This is a genomic window from Caulobacter sp. SRI_014, assembly GCF_057586315.1.
The window spans coordinates 231476-251772 of the sequence record NZ_JBYCZQ010000003.1 but is presented as its reverse complement, the minus strand read 5'-3'; the positions used below and the strand labels follow the sequence as shown (position 1 = coordinate 251772).

Genomic DNA, 20297 nt, shown 5'->3' with positions numbered 1-20297 from the left:
TTCCGGCGGAGAGCGCCAGCAGCGTTGCGCCCAGCGCGACACCGCCCAAAAGTTTCGACCTACCCATTTTGGTTCAACCCCTTGTCCTAGCCCAAATTAACCATAGTCGGGACGAGGTTTCCGCCAAGAGAAAACGACGTTATTCGCTTGGTGGGCGAGTAGATTACTTCACGAGTCGCGCAGACGACGTGACCCGAAGCCGAGAATTCGCCTGTGAGGGGAGTTTGTACGCAGAATGGGCGAGTATTCATCGCCCCATTCTGGGCGAAGATGGTTTGAACTACTCCAGCCTCAACTATCCAAGCCAGGTCAGGTCGGCATCGACGATGACCGACAGCAGGATGGTGGCGGTGGTCGTCCCGCCCCGGCCGTCGAGCGGCGTGACGGTCAGTTCCAGCGTCCGGCTCTTGCGGGCCTCGCCGTTCCAGGCGCCGTCCAGGCTGATGCGCAGCCCCTGCCGCGACTCGCAGGCGCCCGAGGGCACCAGGAACAGGGAGTCGGTGGCGACCTCCTGGCCGTCGGCGAGCATGCGGATGCGGATGACCGAGGCGGCGTCCGGGTCGGGCTTGACCTCGATGAAGCCGGTGGTCACGGCCTCGCTGGCCCCGATGGCGTCGGCCGGCACGGTGACCAGAGCCGTCTGCGGGCTGAGGATGTCGCCGGACAGGTTGATCGTCTTCTGCTGCATCATCCGCATCGGCGCGGCGGCGAACACGATCGGCGGGGTCATGTCGAACGGATAGTCGTAGCCGAAGGCCTCGGTCCGCATGGTCGAGGCGGCGTTGACCGTCGGCGCCAGCCGCCCCCGCGTATCCATGAAGCCGCTGAACAACTCGTCGCGCCAGGGCTTGGGGTAGAGGCCGTCGCTGTTTTTCGAATGCCAGACGGTCCAGATGCGGTCGATGTTGCAATGGTGCATCCAGAACAGCGGATCGTTCGGCGCCCGGTCCAGCCGACCCATGTCGCCGCCGACAAAGCCGTGGATCATGTTGTGGCCGCTCCATTCGGCGCTGCCCGAATAGCCGCCCTGGGCCGGGGTGCCGACATTGCGGGCCCGGCCGAAGAAGGTGGCGAAGTCGTCGGTCACCCGGCCCTGGAAACGCTGGCCGTTGCGCTGCATGAAGGCCCGCAGGCTGTCGCCCGGCTGGGCGTCGCGCCGCAGGGCGAACGACGGATCGGACGAGACGATGGCCGGCATGCGATCGTCGTCCCAGTCCCAGTAGGGCAGGGCGAAGTTGGCCTTGCCGCTGAACCGCGCCACCTGGCGCTCGAACCAGACCAGCTGCAGCCGGTGCCAGGGCAGGAAGCGCCAGGACGAATGATGCCGCTGGCGCATGTCGGCGTGCAGGGCGATCTGCTGCTCCCAGACCCCGGCCGACTTCATCAGCGGGATGGCCCGGCGCAGGGCGGCCAGATCGGGATCATTGGCCGGCAGGGTCGAGACCGGGCGGCGGATGCGCAGGCTCTGGGCCATGGACAGGTCCACGCCCGCAAGCGCGGCTCCCGCCAGACCGGCCAATGCCGCGCGCCGATGGATGGCCATGATGTTACGCCCCTTGGAAGAACCCCGGCGGCGATTGGTTAACCCGCCACGCCCGGAGTCAACCGGCGTCGCCCCGGACGGGAGCCCGATCCTTACGGAAAAGACACTCGACGCCTTTCCGGGGTGGGCCAATAGTCCTCCGCTTCCGGCAGACCGTCCCCAGAACGGCCGCCACGCTCCGAGGAGGCCACCCCCATGACTACCAACCGTCGCCAGCTGTTGCTGGGCGCCGCCGCCGTCGGCGCGGTCGCCTCGCTGCCCCTCGCCGCCTGCACCCAGGCCGCCGCAAAGGGACCGGTGGCCAACGCCGAGCTGGGGTCTCTGCTCGACGCCTTCGTGCAGGAAATCCTCATTTCGTCGCCGGAAACGGCCACCTCGCTGGGCCTCGACAAGGACGCCTTGGCCGGCCTGAAGTCCAAGCTGTCCGACGCCTCGGCCGCCGGTCGCCGCAAGACGGTTGAGGACTACAGGAGCCGCGTCACCCGCCTGAAGGCGATCAAGCGCGACGGCCTCAACGAGCGGGACACCACCCTCTACGACACCGTCCTGGCCTCGCAGGAGCTGGGCGCCCAGGGCGGCGACTTCAGCTATGGCGGCGACTTCGCCAACCCCTATGTGCTCAGCCAGCAAAACGGCTCGGTCGGCGGCATCCCCGAGTTCCTCAACAGCCAGCACCTGATCAAGGACAAGGCCGACGTCGACGCCTACATCGCCCGCACTGAAGCCCTGGCCGGCGTCATCGATCAGGAGACCGAGCGCTTCAGGACCGACGTCGCCGCCGGCGTCGTGCCGCCCGACTTCATCCTGCCAAACCTGCTCGGCCAGCTGAAGGGCTTCCGCGCCCAGCAAGCTGGACAAACCGGCCTCGTCAAATCCATCGTCGACCGCGCCAAGGCGGGCAAAATCGCCGGCGACTTCGGCGCCCCGGTGACCACCCTGGTCAGCGACAAGATCTTCCCGGCCATCGACCGCCAGATCGCCGCCGTCGAGGCCGCGATGAAGTCGGCCAACAGCGACGCCGGTGTCTGGAAGCTGCCGCAGGGCGAGGCCTACTATGGCTGGGGCCTGGAGGTGGGCACCACCACCACCATGACCGCCGACGAGATCCACACCCTGGGTCTCGAGCAGGGCAAGGCTATCGATGCCGAAATGGACGCCCTCCTGAAGGGCGAGGGCTACACCACCGGCACGGTCGGTGAGCGGGTCAGCGCCCTGACCAGGGATCCGAAACAGCTTTATGCCAACAGCGAGGCCGGCCAGGCCGAACTGATCGCCTACCTCAACGAATGCGTCGCCAGGATCCGGCCGCATATGACCGAGCTGTCGAAGCTGGGACTCAAGGCGCCGGTCGAGATCAAGGCGGTGCCCAAGGACATCCAGGACGGTGCGCCGCTCGGCTACATGAACTTCGCGGCGCTCGATGGCTCACGCCCGGCCATCTACTATGTGAACCTCAAGGATACGGGGAACTGGCCGCGCTATTCGCTCAACAGCCTGACCATGCACGAGGCCATCCCCGGCCACGCCTGGCAGGGCGCCTATCTGGCCGAGAAGCACGACCTGATCCATCCGATCAGCTCGCTGATCGGCTTCAACGCCTTCATCGAGGGCTGGGCCCTCTACGCCGAGCAGATGGCCGACGAGGTCGGCATGTACAAGGGCGATGCGCTTGGCAAGGTCGGCTACCTGCAGGCCCTGCGCTTCCGGGCCGCACGGCTGGTCGTCGACACCGGCCTGCACGCCAAGAAGTGGACCCGCCAACAGGCCATCGACACCCTTGTCCAGGCCACCGGCCGCGCCACCGCCGCCGCCACCAGCGAGATCGACCGCTACTGCGCCAGCCCGGGCCAGGCCTGCGGCTACAAGGTCGGCCACACCGAGATGAACCGCCTGCGCGACAAGGCCAGGGCGGCCCTGGGGCCAAAGTTCGACATCCGCGACTTCAACGACACGGTGGTCGCCACCGGCGGCACGCCGCTGACCGTGCTGGGGACGGTCATCGACCGCTACATCGCGGGCGCCGGGTAGGCTTGGCGAGGCGAACCCGCCGCCCTCGCTTTCCCCATTTCCGGTGATACGCTCGCGGTCATCGGTGGCGTGGGGGAGTATCGGGGATGATCAACAGACGGATCGCGCTGGCCGGCCTCGCCGCCGCGGGCGCCACCCCCGCCCTGGCCGCCCCGACCCGGCTGCAGTCGACCGGCACGCCGGTCGAGCTTCCCCTCAAGGTCACCCGGGGCCTGCCCTGGACCACGGTGGAACTCCCCGACGGGCGCAGCTTTCCGTTCGGCCTGATGACGGGGCGCCGGGAGTGGGGCGCCCATCCTTCGGTGACCAATCCGGGCTATGAGCCGGGCAGGAATTCCGGCGGCTCCCGGATCGAACGGGCGGTGATCGGCGGCAAGATCGCCGACACCGCCATTCCCTGCGAAAGCGTGGCCGGCTTCTTCGAAGGCCTGCCCATCGCCGGCCTCATCGGCGTCATCCGCTACCAGCCGGTGCTGATGGACTGGGACCGCCAGGTCCTGACCATCAACACCAGGACCGCGCCGGCCGGCTACCGCAAGCTGCGGATGGACGGCACGGTCGGGGTCTTCGGCTGCATCAAGCTCGACATTGACGGCCATATCGCCCGCGTCTGGGTCGCCCCCTTCATCCCCTGGGGCCTTCACCTGAGCAGCGGGTATGTGAAGCGCGAAGGCCTGTGGGACAAGTTCGCCCGCCGCCGCAACGACTACGACGGCCAGGGCAATGTCCTGCACCAGAGCGTGGTGGCCGAGAAGATCACCGTCGGCGGCCTGGAGATCGGCAACGCCGTGGTTCGCCTCAACGCCAATGACGACCGCTACCTGCGCCACCTCGGGGGCGACAAGGACGGTGTCATCGGCTTCGACCTGCTCAAGCGGCTGAACATGCACATCGACCGACCCAGCAACGAGCTGGTTTTCCGCGTCGCCTACAGCGGCCATCTCAATGACCCCTACGTCGACGACCGGGCGGGCATGGCCTTTACCGACTACGACGGCGCCCTGACCGTCACCTGGATCGACGAGGCGGGACCGGCCTTCAAGGCCGGGGTGCGGCGCGGCGACGTGGTCACCGGCGCCGACGTCGAGGCGGGTGTCCCGGGCCTGCCCTACGCCCTGACCCGGCCGGCGGGGACGCAGGTCCCGCTCGACATACTCCGTATTGGAAAACGCGTCCGCGTCCTGCTCACCCTCCAAGACCGGCTGTAGAAGTCCATCCTCGCCGTTGGCCGCAACAGGGTGGTTCCGGGGCGGTCGTCCGATAGGTCCCGCACAGGCGAAAACGACGCTTCAGGTGGACGCCAAAGTGGTCTTATAGCATTGAAAAAGAACGATAAATAATCCGGACGGCTGTCGAGGCCATGCTATAATGGCTCCGCTTCGACAGGCTGTCCGGACCGCAGCCGCTAGACCGCCTCCAGCACCGTCGCCACGCCCTGGCCGCCGCCGATGCACTGGGTGGAGAGGGCGAACTTGCCGCCTTGCCGCTTCATGATCTGCGCCGCCTTGGCGGTGATGCGGGCTCCGGTGGCGCCCAGCGGGTGGCCGATGGCGATGCCGCCGCCGTCGATGTTGACCCGCGCCTCGTCCATGCCGAGCTCGCGGATACAGGCCACCGCCTGGCTGCCGAAGGCCTCGTTGATCTCGATGACGTCGATGTCGTCGATGGTCAGGCCCGCCCGGGCCAGGGCCTTGCGGGTCGCCGGCACGGGGCCGATGCCCATCAGTTCGGGCGGACAGCCGGCGGCCGAGACCCAACGGATGGCGGCCAGGACCTCGAGGTTGTTGCGCAGCGCGTACGCTTCGCTGACCACCAGCACCGCCGAAGCGCCATCGGTGAGCGGCGAGGCGGTGCCGGCGGTGACCGAGCCATCGGGGCGGAAGGCGGGCTTGAGACCCGCCAGGCCTTCCAGCGTCGTCTGCGGTCGCAGGCAGCCGTCGGTGTCGATCACCGTGCCGTCGGCCAGGACGATGGGGACGATCTCGTCCTTCAACCGCCCTGCCGATTGCGCCGCGAAGGCCTTCTGCTGTGAGGCATAGGCCAGCTTCTCCTGGTCCTCGCGGCTGACATGGTAGAGCGCCGCCACGTTCTCGGCGGTCTCGCCCATGGTGATGTAGGCCTCGATGCCGATCTCTTCGCTATCGGGGCTGACGCCCTTGAACTTCGGGTTGGGCGAGAAGTTGAAGCCGCCCTGCGGCACCATGGTCATCGACTCCACCCCGCCGACCAGGAAGGCCTCGCCGGCCCCCAGCGCGATCTGGCCGGCGGCGATGTGGATGGCCGACATCGACGAGCCGCAGAAGCGGTTGACCGTCATGCCGGGGACCTCGATGGGCAGGCCCGCCAGCAGGCTGGCCAGCCGGGCGATGTTGTTGCCCTGCGCGGCTTCAGGGTAGGCGCAGCCGAGCAGGACATCGTCCAGGGTCGCCGGATCGATGCCGCTGCGCTCCACCACCGCCTTGAGGGCGGCGGCGGCCAGGTCGTCGGGCCGCACCCCGGCCAGCGCCCCCTTGCGGGCGAAGTGGAACGGCGTGCGGGCGTAGGTCGCGAGAACGGCGCGGGTCATGGGGTTGCTCCTTAGGCGGCCACCGCCGGGCGAACGCCGTAGCGCTCGGCCGACAGGTCGCGGGACAGGTTGGGGGCGAGGTTCAGGCGGGCGGTTTCAAGCGCCTGCCAGTCGGCGGCGTCGGGCAGGGCGGGGATGGTCACCGTCTCGCCCTGGTCCAGGCCGGCGAGGGCGGCATCGACCATGTCCTCGACACCCATGACCATGCCGGCCGGCAGGCTGTCGACGTCGACGCCGCTCTTGGCCCAGATCTCGGTGCGGGTGGCGCCGGGCAGCACGGCCTGGACGCGGACGCCCTTGTCCGCCAGCTGCGCCGCCAGGGCCTGGGTCAGCGCCAGGACATAGGCCTTGCTGGCCAGGTAGGTCGGCTCGAACCGCTCGGGCAGCAGGGCGGTGACTGAGCCGATGTTGATGATGGTCCCGTGGCCCTTGGCGGTGAAGGCCGCGGCGGCCGCCGCCGACAGCCGTGTCAGGGCGGTGATGTTGAGATCGATCAGGTCCTCGATCCGCTCGGGATCGTGGGTCTCGAAGGTCCCGCCGATCGAGATGCCGGCGTTGTTGATCAGGCCGTCGATGTCATGGTCGTTGTGAATACGCCGCTCGACCGCGTGCAGATCGGCCGGCGAGCCGAGGTCGGCCGGAAACACCTGGACGGTCGTTCCGTCCCGCGCGCTCAGCCTGTCGGCCAGGGCCTCGAGCTTCTTCAGGTCGCGGGCCACCAGCACCAGGTCATGGCCGGCGGCGCTCAGCCGGTCGGCATAGGTTGCGCCGATGCCGCTGGAGGCGCCGGTGATCAGGGTCTTCGTCATAGTCAGTCTCCTTTGAAAACTGATATGGGAATACCTTGCAGCAGCGGAAGGGGCGGGACGATCAGACCGTCGGTTTTTCGGCTCATATCTTCGTATGGTGGGCGTCCCCGTTTTGGTGTGGCATTCTGCCCAAATCGGCCGCTTCCCCGAGCCCACCCATGCCTATCGTCCACATTGTCGACGACGACACGTCCCTCGCGGACTCGCTGGGCAGCCTGTTCCGCTCGGTGGGGCTGGAGAGCCGCACCTACGGCTCGACCGCCGACTTCCTGGGCGCCGACATCCCCGATGCGCCCGGCTGCCTGGTCCTCGACGTTCGCCTGCCTGGGTTAAGCGGCCTCGACTTCCAGGGCCAGATGGCCGAGCTCGGCGTGCGGCTGCCGGTGGTGCTGATGACCGGCCACGGCGACATCCCGATGAGCGTGCGCGGCATGAAGGCCGGCGCTGTCGACTTCCTGCCCAAGCCCTTCCGGGATCAGGACATGCTCGACGCCGTCGCCGCCGGCATCGCTAGAGACGGCGCCCGCCGCGCGGCCGAGGGCGACCTGAACCGGGTCCGCGACCTCTACGCCACCCTCTCCCCGCGCGAGCAGCAGGTCATGGCCCTGGTCACCGCCGGCAAGCTGAACAAACAGGTGGCCGGCGACCTCAACCTCTCGGAGATCACCGTGAAGATCCACCGGGGCTCGGCCATGCGGAAGATGCAGGCCCGGTCGCTGGCTGATCTGGTGCGGATGGCGGAAACGCTGGGTCTCTAAGGCGCCCTCCCTTCCCCTCGAGGGGGAAGGGTCGGGGTTGGGGTGTACGCACCGGCGCTGAAGTAAAGGTCTGAAAGGGCGCCGGCGCCTCACGCGCTCTTCCCCCAACACTGCGCGCACACCCCTCCCAAACCCTCCCCCTCGAGGGGAGGGCTTTCATTGGGGCCCCTGCGTCAAACCGCCTGACACCTACGTATAGTTTCTGACGGCGCCGCCAGATGCGACAACCCGCTGGCAGGGATGAAGAAAAGGCCGTTCTCAGAGTGACCCAACCGCTTATCGCCATCGTCGAGGACGACGAGTCCCTGCGCGAGTCCCTGGTCGGACTTGTCCGCTCGCTGGGCTACCGCGCCACCGCTTTCGCCTCGGCGGACCTCTTCCTGGCGGCCGGCGCTGAGGCGGCCTGCGACTGCATCATCACCGACATCCAGATGCCGGGGACCAGCGGCATCGACCTGAAGCTCAAGCTGACCGCCGCCGGCAGCACGGCCCCGGTGATCATGATCACCGCCCGCACCGAAACCGCCCTGCATGACCGCGCCCGGGCCAGCGGGGCGGTCTGCCTGCTGCAAAAGCCGTTCGCCGCCGAGGCCCTGGCCTCATGCCTGGAGACGGCGCTGGCCGCCTGAGCTAGCGTCACGGCAGGGGAGGGCCCATGGCGGACACCGAAGACCTGGTCGAGGCGCTCAAGCGCAGCGAGCACCGCTACCGCAACATCTTCCAGGCCATGTCGGTGGCCTTCTGGGAGCTCGACTTCTTTCCGGTCGGCGACATGCTTCGGGGCCTTCGCAAACAGGGCGTCGCCGACTTCGCCGGCTACTTCAAACAGCACCCCGAGTTCGTCCGGGCGATGATGGACGCCACCAGCATCATCGACGCCAACGACCGGACCCTCGCCCTGCACGGTCCCGGCGACAAGGCGGCCATCCTGGCGGCGGGCCTCGGCGCGTATTGGCCGACCGCCAGCAGCCATGTCTACGCCGAGGCGGTCATCGCCGCCGTCACCGGCGCGCCCCACTACATCACCGAGACAAGGCTCCAGACCCTGCACGGGGTCGAGTTCGACGCTCTGTTCACCGCCGTCTTCCCGCCCGACACCATGAACAAGGGCACCCTGCTGATCGGGGTGGTCGACATCTCCGAGCGCAAGCGGGCCGAGGCCATGCTGGCCCAGGTCCAGGCCGAGTTCGCCCACGCCGCCCGCATCTCGATGCTGGGCGAACTGACCGCCTCCATCGCCCATGAGGTCAACCAGCCGCTCGCCGCCATCGCCGCCAGCGCCGCCGCCGGCCAACGATGGCTTGACCGCGACCAGCCCGATCTCGAGGAGGTCAAGACCCTCGTCGCCCGCATCGCCCGCGACGCCGAACGCGCCGCCCAGATCATCGGCCGGGTCCGCGACATGGCCATGCGCCGCGCGCCCGAGCCGACCGCGCTGTCGCTAAACGGTCTGGTCGAGGAGGCCATGGTCTTCCTGCGCCACGAGATCCAGAGCCACGAGGTCGCCCTGACCCTCGATCTGGCCAGGGACCTGCCCCCGGTTCTCGCCGACCGCACCCAGCTGCAGCAGGTGGTAGTCAATCTGGCCGTCAACGCCCTGCAGGCCATGGGGCAGGGGGGCAGGCTGGTTCTCGCGACACACCTCACCGACGCCGGGGTGAAACTCACGGTCACCGACACCGGCCCCGGCATCGCACCCGACGACCTCGGCAAACTGTTCGCCAGCTTCTACACCACCAAGGACGGCGGCATGGGCATGGGCCTGCCCATCTGCCAGACCATCGTCGAGAGCTACGGCGGAACCATCGCCGCCGCCAATGGGACGACCGGCGCAGTCTTCACCGTCATCCTGCCCGCTGCCTGACCGCATACCAAGGTGTGAGGCAGCGAGCCGCACGTAGAATACCGGCGTCATGCAACCGGGCGCATCCTTCTCCCATCAGATCGCGGCGCCGAGCGCCACACGGGAGAGAGAACGATGACCAAGACCATCATGCTGATCCACGGCGCCTGGCTGACCCCGGCCTCCTGGGATCGCTTCCGCGCCCACTACGAAGCCAAGGGCTATACCGTCGTCACCCCGGCCTGGCCGACCCACGAGGGCGCCCCGGCCCAGATGCGGGCCAATCCTCCGAAGGGCATGGGCCAACTGGGCGTCAAGGACATCGTCGACCACTACGAGCGCGAAATCCGCAAGCTGCCCGAAGCGCCGATCCTGATGGGCCACAGCTTCGGCGGCCTGTTCGTCCAGCTGCTGCTCGACCGGGGCCTTGGCGCGGCCGGCGTCGCCATCGATCCCGGCGCCCCCTTCGGCGTGCTGGTCCATCCGACCGCCGTCATCACCAGCCTGCCGGTGTTCACCACCTGGAACGCCTGGAACAAGGCCCTGCCCTTTACCTTCAAGAGCTTCGCCAAGGGGTTCGCCAACACCCTGCCGGCCAGCCAGATGCAGGCCGAGTACGAGGCGCAGATCGTCCCCTCGCCGGGCCGGATCTTCTACGACGTGGTACTGGGCCGCGGCGCCCGGGTGAAGTGGAAGAACCCGAACCGCGCCCCGCTGCTGCTGATCGCCGCCGAGCACGACCGCACGGTCCCCACCCCGATGGTCCGCCAGAACTACGCCAAGCAGAAGCAGGCCGGCAGCGCCACCGACTTCCACCTGTTCTACGGACGCAGCCACTACCTCTGCAACGAGGCCGGCTGGGAGGATGTCGCCGACTACTGCCTCGACTGGGCCGTGGCGCACCTGCCCGCGGCGCAAGACATTTCCGGGGCCAAACCCCGCCTCGCCGCTGTCGCCTGAGGAGACCGATCATGCCCTTCATCACCGCCAAGGACGGCGCGAAAATCTTCTACAAGGACTGGGGCAAGGGCCAGCCGGTTCTCTTCTCCCACGGCTGGCCGCTGAGCGCCGATGCCTGGGACGGCCAGATGCTGTTCCTCGGCCGACACGGCTACCGCGTCATCGCCCATGACCGCCGCAGTCACGGCCGCTCGGACCAGACCTGGGACGGCAACAACATGGACACCTACGCCGACGACCTGGCGGCGGTGATCGAGGCCCTGGACCTCAAGGACATCGTCCTGGTCGGCCATTCGACCGGTGGCGGCGAGATCACCCACTACATCGGCCGCCATGGCACAAAGCGGGTGGCCAAGGTGGTGCTGATCGGCGCCGTGCCGCCCTTGATGGCACAGACCCCGGCCAACCCCGACGGCCTGCCCATCGCGGTCTTCGACGGCATCCGAAAGGGGACCTTCGACAACCGCACCCAGTTCTTCAAGGACCTGGCCACGCCCTTCTACGGCTGGAACCGCGACGGGGCGAAGGCCTCCGAGGGCATCCGCGACAGCTTCTGGCTGCAGGGCATGATGGGCGGCATCAAGGGCCAGTACGACTGCATCCATGAGTTCTCCGAGGTCGACTACACCGAGGACCTCAAGCGGATCGACAAGCCGACCCTGATCCTGCACGGCGACGACGACCAGATCGTCCCCATCGGCGCCTCGGCGATGATGAGCAGCAAGATCGTCAAGGGCGCCACCCTTAAGGTCTACCCCAAGGGCGACCACGGCCTGCCGACCACCCACCAGGATCAGGTCAACGCCGACCTGCTCGCCTTCATCAAGGCCTGACCCCATCACCCCGTCATCCCGGACGGCCGAAGGCCGAGCCGGGACCCAGGGGGTGACGAAGCGCCATCGAAGCAGCCGCCAACGGTCTGCCACTCGCCCCTGGGTCCCGGCTCTCCGGGCTTCGCCCTGCGGCCGGGATGACGGAGATTGAGATGTCCAAGACCATCGTCCTGATCCACGGCGCCTGGGTTACCGCCGACAGTTGGGCCACCTTCCGCCAGCCGTTCGAGGCGGCCGGCTATACGGTCCACACCCCGACCTGGCCCCTCCTGGACGGCTTCACCGCCGCCGAGATCAACGCCGGTCCGCCCAAGGGCTTCGGAGCCCTGACCGTCGGCAAGGTCGTCGATCACCTGCAGCGCTTCATCGAGACCCTGCCCGAGCAGCCGATCCTCATCGGCCACAGTTACGGTGGCCTCTATACCCAGATGCTGCTGGACCGGGGCGTCGGCGTCGCCGGCGTGGCCCTCAACCCGGTGCTGATCGGCGGCATCGTGCCCGGGCCGGTCACCCTGACCGCCGCCCTGCCGATCCTCGCCCGCCTGAACGGCTGGAACCGTCCCTACGCCTTCACCCGCGAGCGCTGGTTCCGCCGCTTCGCCAACGGCGCCCCCAAAGCGCTCTCCGACCAGGCCTACGACAGCGTCGTCATCCCCGCCCCGGGCCGCATCTTCTACCAGGCGGCCAGCTGGATCGGGACATGGGTCGACCCGGCCCGCCGCACCGCCCCGCTGCTGATTACCGAAGGCTCGGCCGACCGCCTGGTCACCCCCTACCTCTCCCGCAGCGCCTTCCGGATACAGAAAGGCTCACCCGCCAGGACCGACTATGCGGCATTCCCGGGGATGAGCCATTTCCTGATCGCCGAGCCCGGCTGGGACAAGGTCGCCCGGACCGCGCTCGACTGGATCGAGAGCCTCTAGGCGGCCACCGCCCTGGACGGCGTCGCCAGCCGCCAGGCCGAGCCCAGGATGTTGCCGACGGCCTCGACCATCATGAAGACGACGATCAGGGTCAGCAGGGTCGCCAGGTTGAAGCCGCCGTCGCCCATGGCGCGGGCCGCGTCGACCAGCGACTGCAGCGAGTCCACATGGATGACCGGCGACAGGGCCGAGTAGCTCCACAGCCAGAGCAGGCCGCCCAGCCGGATCAGGGCCAGGGTCAGCTGACCCAGCGCCGCCACCCGCCGCGCCGCCGGCCGCCAGGCCCGGAACAGCTCCAGCCCGATGCGGGCGGCCAGGTAGGCCAGGATCGGCCAGAAGGCCATCTCGACGATGCTGGTCAGGATCGACCCGTAATCGACGCCATCCCAGACCAGCGAACCGGCGCCGGGCCGCAGGTCGGCGATCGGCAGCACGCCGATCCACCACAGCAGCAGCACGGTCAGCGCCATGGCCGCGGCCAGGGCGTTGGCCGCCGGCGACGTCGATTTGATCCCCATGGTCACGGTCATGCTCTTGCCCTTCTGGCCGTCCTTGATGCTGCGTTCGATGGCCTCGGTGTCGAAGGCCGCCAGTTCGTAGAGGTGCAGGTCCTGGACCCGCCATTCGCGCAGGAACTTCGGCTTCTCCGGCATCCGCTCCATGATGAAGCCGGCGATGGCCGCGAAGCCGATCAGGGTGATGGCGCCTGAGAAGACGTTGGCGAACCCATGGCCGATGCCCTGGGCGAAGCTCAGGTCGCCGACCAGAACCCGGATCAGGGTGGCGAACAGGGTGATGGCGACCAGTGCCGCCAGCCCGATCTTCACCGCGAACAGGAAGTAGGGGTACAGCTCCGGCCCGATCACATGGTTGGCCCCGGTGTGATAGCGCCCGGCGACGGCCAGCGGGTGGCCGACCTCGCGCAGGATGGTTTCCTGCTCGGCGTCGGTCAGCGGCCGCCCGAGTTCTTCCTCCTTGGCCTCGAAGCGGTTGAGGATCACGTCGCGCAGCTCGGCGACGATGTCCTCGCGGGCGGCCTTGGGCAGCTGCGCCGCCACGGCCTTCAGATATTGGTCCAGCAGGGTCATTGCCCCCTCCGTGTCAGATCGTTGTGTGGGTTCAGAGCATCCGGTCGAGCGAGGCGGAGATCCTCCGCCACTCGGCCGCCAGTCGCTCCAGCATGGTCAGGCCCGCGCTGCTGAGGCGGTAGAACCGCTTCTTGCGCTTGTCTTCCTCGCGCCATTCGCTGTCGAGGAGGCCCTGGGATTCCAGCCGGCGCAGCAGGGGATAGAGGGTGCTTTCCTCCATCTCCAGCCCGTCCTCGGCCAGCGCGACGCGCAGGCTATAGCCGTATTGCTCGGTCTTGAGCCGGGCCATCACCGCCAGGATCAGGGATCCCCGGCGAAGCTCCAGCTTCAGGCTTTCAAACAGGTCGGTCTCGGACATCACAGCTTTGCCTTGGCGTCACATAGTGTGTGACGCACAGTGTATGGCGCATACTGTGTGAGACCGTCAATCCATCATTTTCGTAATGTTGGGTCTCAGCCTTCGACGCGGTAGTGGATCGGCTTGAAGCTGTGGTTGTTCGACTGCAGGGCCGAACAGGCGGTCAGGCCCACGATCAGGTCCATCTCCGCCTGCAGCAGGATATGGTCGCCGGCCTTGCTCAGCGGCGGCTCGACCTTCAGCTCGGCGGTCGCCGGATCGACCGTCACGTTCATGAAGATGTTGAACGCCGTCGGGATCTGGTCGGGCGTCACCCCATAGGGCTCCAGCGCCTCGGCCAGGTTGCCGAAACAGCCCCGGTGCGGATGTTCGTCGCCATAGATGATCCGGAAGGTGTCCTTCGAGCAGGGCGTCAGCAGGAAGTCGTGCCGTCCAACCATGTCCTCGACGATGCGCAGCATGACGTTGCTGCGGTTGGAATAGAGCGGATCGCCGGTCGTCAGGTACAGCTTCGACGCATAGTCCAGGCTGCGTCCCGAGTTGATCACCTCGCCAACGTCGTCGGCATTGAAGGCCAGCATGTCCGACACCTGCTCGCCCTTCGGATCGATGACCCGCAGTCGCTGGCCGGCGTTCAGGCGGAAGGCGACGCCGGTGCGCGGGGCGATCTCAATTGTCATTGGCGCTTTCGCTTGCGGGGGCGTTCCCGTCGTGGGGGCATTTGACGACCGATGGTGACTTGAACGGCGGGCTCCAGCGCGGCCCGACCTCGCGGCCGCTGTACTGCCGGGCGGCGGAAATCTCGCCATGGCCGGCCAGCATCGGATTGGTCGAGCCGGCGATGGCCACATCGCGCCTGAGGATCGAGGCGCGCAGCTTTTCGTAGCGGCCCTGTTCGCGCAGCGTCTCGAACTGACCATGCGGATTGAAGACGATCGCCGGCCGCTCGAACCGCCGCGCCGGGCGGCTGGCCCCCGGATGCAGGCCGACGATGAAGAAGGCCTCCTCGCCCAGGCTCAGGGCGAAGTGCGGGCTTGTCACGTCGTCGCTGACGCGCGGATCGTGCAGGTATCCGTTGAAAGCGTCCTTGTCGGCCAGCGACTGCAGCCGCTGCCACAGCGCCGCTTCGAACGCTGTCTCTTCCATCTGGTCGGGCTGGTGGAAGACCACCGCCAGGCTCTGGAACGGGTGCGGGTCGGCCTTGTAGCGGGCGGCGAACCGGGTCACCGCCGCGAAGATAGTGGTGTCGTCCCAGGCCGAGCGGACATCCCGCGCCTCGATGATCTCCATCTCGGCCCGGGCCAGGGCCGACTTGGCGCCGACGCAGGGAAAGCTGGAGTCTTCCAGGAAGGCGGCGAACCGCTCGCCCAGTCCCGCACTGTCGAAATGCCGTTCACCCATGGCGGAGCAACCTTTCCAGGGCCCGTCCGAGCCGCGTCATCGAACGGATCTTGTCGACCCAGGAGAGGGCGATAAGCGGCCCAAGGTCGGTTTTGTTCACGTCGACGATGTAGATTCTGCCGTTGTGGCGATCACGAAGGATGTCGAGCCCGCCCCAGTCCGCCCCCATGCGGGCGTTGAACGCCCGGATCTGGGCCAGTTCGCGCGGACTGAATACCTCCGCCGGCGAATGCAGGGTGGCTCGCCGGTTCTGGATGGCAAAGCGGCGCCCCGGCGGCTTGACCTTGATCCAGACCAGCACCGGCTCACCGCCGGCGCAGGGGGTGCGCAGGTCGCGGCAGGCGCCGTCCTCGCCGGCCGTATCGACCAGCCGCTGGTAGACGCAGTCCGGCCTCGGCGTCAGAGGTCCTTCGACGATCCGTCCGTCATGGACGCCGTTCTTCTCGGACTTCTCGACCAGAGGGCCGCTGGTGGTCAGCGGGTCGATGGCCAGCGGATAGCCGAACACCGCTTCGAACACCGCCGCCACATGACTCTTGGAAACATCGGCGCAGCCGAAGTTGAGGCCACGCACCGGGCCGGCGCTCTCCGGAACGCCCACCGTCACATCGTCGAAATAGAAGGCCGCGTCGGCATGCTCGGGGCGGCTGGCCATGTCGATGCCGGCCCACATCGCCGCCGCGCGGATCAGGTACCAGGGCCGCGGCCGCTCCGGCGCGAACCAGATGGCCAACGGCTCCAGGCGCCGCAGCCTGGCCGCCCAGGCAACCGGCCAGAGCAGCGCCAGCCATAAGGCCCAGGCCGCGATCTCGGCCAGCACGTCGCTGTTGAGCGGCAGGCGGATACCGGTCTTGCGGACCTCAAGCCGCCCATTCGTCCAGGCGAAGTCAGAGATCCAGGACGCGGCGCGCGATGGCGTCGGAGCATCGAGGTGAGCGACCATGGCAGACCCAATGGCGGAGCCGGACCGAAGTTCCGTCCTGAAGGGTGCGCCCGTTAAGGATGCGCCGCAACACCTCCTCCCATTCGGGGAGGGACGGTGCTAGCTCAGCGACAGCCCCGGCAGTTCGCCGGTCTTCCGCCAGTCCTCGATCAAGGCGATGAAGGCCATCGAGCCCTTGCCGTAGGGCCCGTTGCGCGCCGCCAGGGCCGAGGGCTGACCCTCGTTATTGTAGTAGCCGGGCGTGCATTCCTCGGCGAACTTCTGCCGCTGGATGGCGCTGTCGATCACCTCCTGCACCCAGGCCTCCTCGGCTGCCGGCGTCGCCTCGACCACGGTCGCCTGGCGGGCGTGGGCTTCCGAAATGATATAGGCGGCGTGCTTGGACTGCTCGTTCAGCATGTGGGGGTAGTTGGCCGTGAACCCCGACTGGCTGTTGGCGAAGATGTAGCAGTTGGGGAAGCCGACCGAATGCATGCCGTGCAGGGTCGAGACCCCGTCGGCCCACTTCTGGCTCAGGGTCACCCCGCCGCGGCCGGTGATCTCATAGCCGGCCCGGCGGGCGTAGCTGGTGCCGACCTCGAAGCCGGTTCCGTAGATCAGGCAGTCGAGCTCGTACTCGACCCCGTTCACGACGACGCCCTTCTCGGTGATCCGGTCGACGCCTTTGCCGTCCGTGTCGATCAGATGGACGTTGGGGCGGTTGAAGGTGTCCAGGTATTCGTCGTGGAAGCAGGGCCGCTTGCAGAACTGGTTGTACCAGGGCTTCAGGGCCTCGGCCTTCTGCTTGTCGGCGACGACCTGATCGACGCGGGCGCGGATCGATTCCATCTTCTGGAAGTCGGCCAGCTGCAGCAGCTCCATCGGATCGCCCGGGCCCATCTCGCCCTTGGCGGCGCGCCGCGCGGCGGCGAGGCCGAGGTTGCGGATGATGTCGGTCCAGCCGTCGTTGACCAGGTCCTCCTTCTGCCAGCCGCCGCTGACCAGGACATTGAAATTGTCCATCCGCGCCTGCTGCCAGCCGGGCTCCAGGCTGGCGGCCCATTCGGGATCGGTCGGCCGGTTGTTGCGTACGTCGATGGAGGAGGGGGTGCGCTGGAAGACGAACAGTTCCTTGGCCGCCGCGCCCAGGTGCGGCACGCACTGCACGGCCGTCGCCCCGGTGCCGATGATGCCGACCCGCTTGTCGGCCAGCTTGTGCAGGTTCCCCATCGGATCGCCGCCGGTGTAGTCGTAATCCCAGCGGCTGGTGTGGAAGGTGTGGCCCTTGAAGCTTTCCACGCCCGGGATGCCGGGCAGCTTGGGCCGATGCAGCGGGCCGTTAGCCATGACCACATGGCGGGCCTTCATCGCATCGCCGCGGTTGGTGCGGATGATCCAGCGCTTGGCCTCCTCGTCCCAGGTCATGTCGGTGACCTCGGTCTGGAACAGGACGTCGCGGTAGAGGTCGAAATGGCGGCCGATGCGCTGGCAGTAGTCGAGGATTTCCGGCGCCCGGGTGTACTTCTCGACCGGCATGTAGCCGACCTCTTCGAGCAGCGGCAGGTAGACATAGCTCTCGATATCGCAGGCCGCGCCGGGATAGCGGTTCCAGTACCAGGTGCCGCCGAAGTCGCCGCCCTTCTCGATCATCCGCACCTGGTCGATGCCGGCCTCGCGCAGCCGGGCGCCGGCCAGCAGGCCGCCGAAGCCGCCGCCGATGACCACCACCTCGACCTCGTCGCTGCGCGGCTCGCGGGTGAAGCCCGGCTTTACATAGGGGTCTTCGAGGTAGCGGCTGTAGTCGCCGGTGATCTCTACGTACTGCTGGTTGCCGTCGGCCCGCAGGCGCTTGTCGCGCTCGGCGCGGTACTTGGCGCGCAGTGCGACGGGATCGATCTCGGGAGCAATCGCTTCGGCGGAGTCGGCCATCGGGGAGTTTCCTGGTCGTTTCGCTGTTGTTCTGGGAAGTGTCGGTGTTTGCCGCTGGGTCAGGTCAAGCGTCGGTTTTGCTCAGCTCGGCGGCCCCGGCCCAAAGCTTCTCGCGTTCCTTCAGGCGCCGTGCCTGTTCCTCGGCGTCCCAGCTGTGGCGCGGGCCGACCAGCAGGCCGCCATCGACGACGATGTGCGTACCGGTCACGAAGCTGCTGGCCGGACTGGAGAGATAGAGCGCAGCCTGGGCGATATCGTCGGCCTCGCCGGGCCGCTGGACCGGCTGGGCCGTGCCGGCCGTGGCCCGCATGGTCAGCTGCACCGCCGACTTGATCTGGCTGGGCATTTCGCCGGGCGTGAAGATGTTGGTCAGGATGAAGCCCGGGCAGATGGCGTTGACCCGGATGTTGTATTTGGAGAGCTCCGCCGCCGCGCACTTGGACAGGTGCAGCACGCCGGCCTTGGCCGCTGAATAGGCGATCGGCCCCATGCCCGCCGACAGGGCCGCGACACTGGCGGTGTTGACGATGGCCCCGCCGCCGCGCTGCTTCATGTGCGGGATGGCGTAGCGCATGCCCAGCGCGACAGAGCGCAGCAACAGGTTCTGACTGTAGTCCCACAGCTCGCCCGTCATCTCCTCGAGGGAGGTCGGCGAGCCGCCGGCCCCGGCGTTGTTGAACAGGATATCGAGGCCGCCGAACCTCTGGGAAGCGACCTCCATGGCGACGGCGATGTCGTCCTCGCTCATCACATCGCACTTCTGGAACGCGACCTGGCCCGGGAAGGCCGCCTCCAGCGACTGGCCGCCCTCGACGCTGATGTCGGCAGCCAGGACCTTGGCCCCGGCCTCGACGAACCGCTCGACAGTGGCCCGGCCGATACCCGACGCCGCGCCGGTGATCACCGCGACCTTGCCGTCCAGACTGATGCTCATTGGCGGTTTGCTCCCTTATCGCCGATCATACAGCGGCCACCGGAACCGACAAACCCGAAATTCAAAAAATCGAATATGTCGCGGCTGCGGTGGAGAAATGACCGTTCCCGGCATAGGAATTTCAGGAAATGAGCAGGCCCATCAACGCCGGCCGGGCGTAGGCGTCCGTCATCCGTTCGGGGGTCAGCCCTTCGGTCCAGGCGATCAGGTCGGCGGCCGCGTTGACCGCGGCGCTGACCATCTGGGCGGCCAGGAAGGGATCGACCGGGCGGACCGAGCCGTCGGCCGCGCCATCGGCGATCATCGAGGCGAACCGCTGGCTGACCCGGTCGGCCCGCCAAACCGCGCTGGCCCGCATCGCCTCGGGCAGGGCCTGCAGGGCCGAGAAGCGCAGCAGCAGTCCGTCGGGCTCGGCCTGCCGCGCCACCAGCGAGGCCACCGAGCTCGACAACGCCTGCCACTGGTCGGGCGACCCGGCCAAGGCCGCCTCCTGGGTAGCGCGGATGACCTCGAAGGTGCGGTCGAAGCAGGCGACCACGATATCGTCCTTGGCTTCCATGTGATGGTAGAAGCTGCCCTTGGTCAGGTTCAGCCGCGCGGTGATGGCGCTGACCGAGGCCCCGCGATAGCTGCGCTCGTTGATCAGCGGGGTGGCGGCGCGCAGGAAGGTCTCGCTGGCCGCATCGCCTTGACGGGGGGCGATGTCGAGCGGCGTCGGCGCAAAGCCGCGCCCCGGCCCCGCCAGCCCCTTGCACAGGATGTCGAACATCCGCGCCCGCAGGCGGGGGAAGTCCTCGACGTCGTATCGCGACAGCCAGGCCGACGACCAGTAGAGCTGCTCCAGCAGCATATGGCCCCGCGCCGCCCGGGCCAGCCGGTCGAGGTGGAAATAGCCCGGCGCCGCGAACAGCGCCTGCACCTTGTCGAACAGGGCGCGATAGGCCTCGGCCACCGGGGCCCGGTGTTCGTCGCTCAGGGCGCGCACGTCGCTGAGGATGGCCAGCGGCGGCTCGGCCTTGCTGCGCACCCGGGCCTGCAGGGCCAGATGCTGGTCGAGCAGCGCCCCGATGCGCCCGGCCAGTTCCGGTTCCGCCCCGGCCGCCTCGACCATGGCGTCCAGCCGGCGCAGGCCGTGCAGGAAGCAGTCGACGGCCAGCAGCTCCTTGCGCCGGTAGTAATAGGTGACGCTGGTCGTGGTCAGGTCGACCTTGGCGGCCACGTCCGCCAGCGTCATGCCCTTGAGGCCCTCCTTGTTGAGCACCTCGATAGCGGCCGCCAGCACCGCCTCCTTGCGCCGCTCGAAGCGGGCGGTGGCGGGCCGGACAGGCGTTGCAAGGTCGGCGGAGTCGGCCATGGGTCCTGCTTAGACGATCCGGGGCCGTCCGGCCATCGGGCCGCCCGT

General features: G+C 68.0%; 19 protein-coding genes. 8 read left to right on the top strand and 11 right to left on the bottom strand.

Annotated features, from left to right (window positions below; all coding sequences use genetic code 11):
- Positions 1–295: 295 nt before the first annotated feature.
- The gene (locus AC2YG9_RS09865) at positions 296–1543 is read right to left on the bottom strand and encodes a tyrosinase family protein (protein ID WP_487297788.1); all 1248 of its coding nucleotides are present in this window, start codon (positions 1541–1543) and stop codon (positions 296–298) included.
- A 195-nt stretch (positions 1544–1738) separates the two neighbouring features.
- Between AC2YG9_RS09865 and AC2YG9_RS09860 the strand changes: the two genes are divergently transcribed.
- Entirely contained in the window at positions 1739–3571 is a 1833-nt protein-coding gene (locus AC2YG9_RS09860) for a DUF885 domain-containing protein (protein ID WP_487297787.1), read from the top strand.
- Between the two features lie 86 nt (positions 3572–3657).
- Positions 3658–4779 (top strand): hypothetical protein, encoded by a 1122-nt coding sequence (locus AC2YG9_RS09855; protein ID WP_487297786.1) that lies wholly within the window; start codon positions 3658–3660, stop codon positions 4777–4779.
- Between the two features lie 197 nt (positions 4780–4976).
- Here the strand turns inward: AC2YG9_RS09855 and AC2YG9_RS09850 are convergent, their stop codons facing one another.
- Positions 4977–6137 carry a thiolase family protein gene (locus tag AC2YG9_RS09850; protein ID WP_487297785.1) on the bottom strand — a complete coding sequence of 387 codons (1161 nt, stop codon included), beginning with the start codon at positions 6135–6137 and terminating at the stop codon, positions 4977–4979.
- A gap of 11 nt (positions 6138–6148) precedes the next feature.
- Positions 6149–6946 (bottom strand): SDR family NAD(P)-dependent oxidoreductase, encoded by a 798-nt coding sequence (locus AC2YG9_RS09845; protein WP_487297784.1) that lies wholly within the window; start codon positions 6944–6946, stop codon positions 6149–6151.
- 158 nt (positions 6947–7104) lie between these two features.
- Between AC2YG9_RS09845 and AC2YG9_RS09840 the strand changes: the two genes are divergently transcribed.
- The 6 genes from AC2YG9_RS09840 (at position 7105) to AC2YG9_RS09815 (ending at position 12263) form a co-directional block, all read left to right on the top strand.
- Positions 7105–7704: a response regulator transcription factor gene (locus tag AC2YG9_RS09840; RefSeq protein ID WP_487297783.1), complete on the top strand. Its 600-nt coding sequence runs from the start codon at positions 7105–7107 to the stop codon at positions 7702–7704.
- Between the two features lie 263 nt (positions 7705–7967).
- Entirely contained in the window at positions 7968–8333 is a 366-nt protein-coding gene (locus AC2YG9_RS09835) for a response regulator transcription factor (RefSeq protein ID WP_487297782.1), read from the top strand.
- Between the two features lie 26 nt (positions 8334–8359).
- Entirely contained in the window at positions 8360–9568 is a 1209-nt protein-coding gene (locus AC2YG9_RS09830) for a sensor histidine kinase (RefSeq protein WP_487297781.1), read from the top strand.
- A gap of 114 nt (positions 9569–9682) precedes the next feature.
- A complete protein-coding gene (locus AC2YG9_RS09825; protein ID WP_487297780.1) occupies positions 9683–10507 on the top strand; it encodes an alpha/beta hydrolase in 825 nt (274 codons plus the stop codon).
- 11 nt (positions 10508–10518) lie between these two features.
- A complete protein-coding gene (locus tag AC2YG9_RS09820) occupies positions 10519–11340 on the top strand; it encodes an alpha/beta fold hydrolase (protein WP_487297779.1) in 822 nt (273 codons plus the stop codon).
- 152 nt (positions 11341–11492) lie between these two features.
- The gene (locus tag AC2YG9_RS09815; RefSeq protein ID WP_487297778.1) at positions 11493–12263 is read left to right on the top strand and encodes an alpha/beta hydrolase; all 771 of its coding nucleotides are present in this window, start codon (positions 11493–11495) and stop codon (positions 12261–12263) included.
- Here the strand turns inward: AC2YG9_RS09815 and AC2YG9_RS09810 are convergent.
- From AC2YG9_RS09810 to AC2YG9_RS09775, 8 genes are all read right to left on the bottom strand, one after another.
- Positions 12260–13351, bottom strand: coding sequence for an HAAS signaling domain-containing protein (locus AC2YG9_RS09810; protein ID WP_487297777.1), 1092 nt, complete (start codon positions 13349–13351; stop codon positions 12260–12262). The two genes, AC2YG9_RS09815 and AC2YG9_RS09810, sit on opposite strands and share 4 nt — an antisense overlap.
- Before the next feature lie 31 nt (positions 13352–13382).
- Positions 13383–13709, bottom strand: a complete 327-nt coding sequence (locus AC2YG9_RS09805; protein ID WP_487297776.1) for a PadR family transcriptional regulator — start codon at positions 13707–13709, stop codon at positions 13383–13385.
- 95 nt (positions 13710–13804) lie between these two features.
- Positions 13805–14389: a DUF1989 domain-containing protein gene (locus AC2YG9_RS09800; RefSeq protein ID WP_487297775.1), complete on the bottom strand. Its 585-nt coding sequence runs from the start codon at positions 14387–14389 to the stop codon at positions 13805–13807.
- Complete coding sequence (gene gntA, locus AC2YG9_RS09795; protein ID WP_487297774.1) at positions 14379–15110, bottom strand: guanitoxin biosynthesis heme-dependent pre-guanitoxin N-hydroxylase GntA; 732 nt, start codon at positions 15108–15110, stop codon at positions 14379–14381. Before gntA ends, AC2YG9_RS09800 begins: the two co-directional genes overlap by 11 nt.
- A complete protein-coding gene (locus tag AC2YG9_RS09790; RefSeq protein WP_487297773.1) occupies positions 15103–16053 on the bottom strand; it encodes a hypothetical protein in 951 nt (316 codons plus the stop codon). The genes gntA and AC2YG9_RS09790 overlap by 8 nt, the downstream gene beginning before the upstream one ends.
- Before the next feature lie 99 nt (positions 16054–16152).
- Complete coding sequence (locus tag AC2YG9_RS09785) at positions 16153–17961, bottom strand: flavin-containing monooxygenase (RefSeq protein WP_487297772.1); 1809 nt, start codon at positions 17959–17961, stop codon at positions 16153–16155.
- A 64-nt stretch (positions 17962–18025) separates the two neighbouring features.
- Positions 18026–18895 (bottom strand): SDR family NAD(P)-dependent oxidoreductase, encoded by an 870-nt coding sequence (locus AC2YG9_RS09780; protein ID WP_487297771.1) that lies wholly within the window; start codon positions 18893–18895, stop codon positions 18026–18028.
- Between the two features lie 121 nt (positions 18896–19016).
- A complete protein-coding gene (locus tag AC2YG9_RS09775) occupies positions 19017–20249 on the bottom strand; it encodes a TetR/AcrR family transcriptional regulator (RefSeq protein ID WP_487297770.1) in 1233 nt (410 codons plus the stop codon).
- Positions 20250–20297 lie beyond the last annotated feature (48 nt).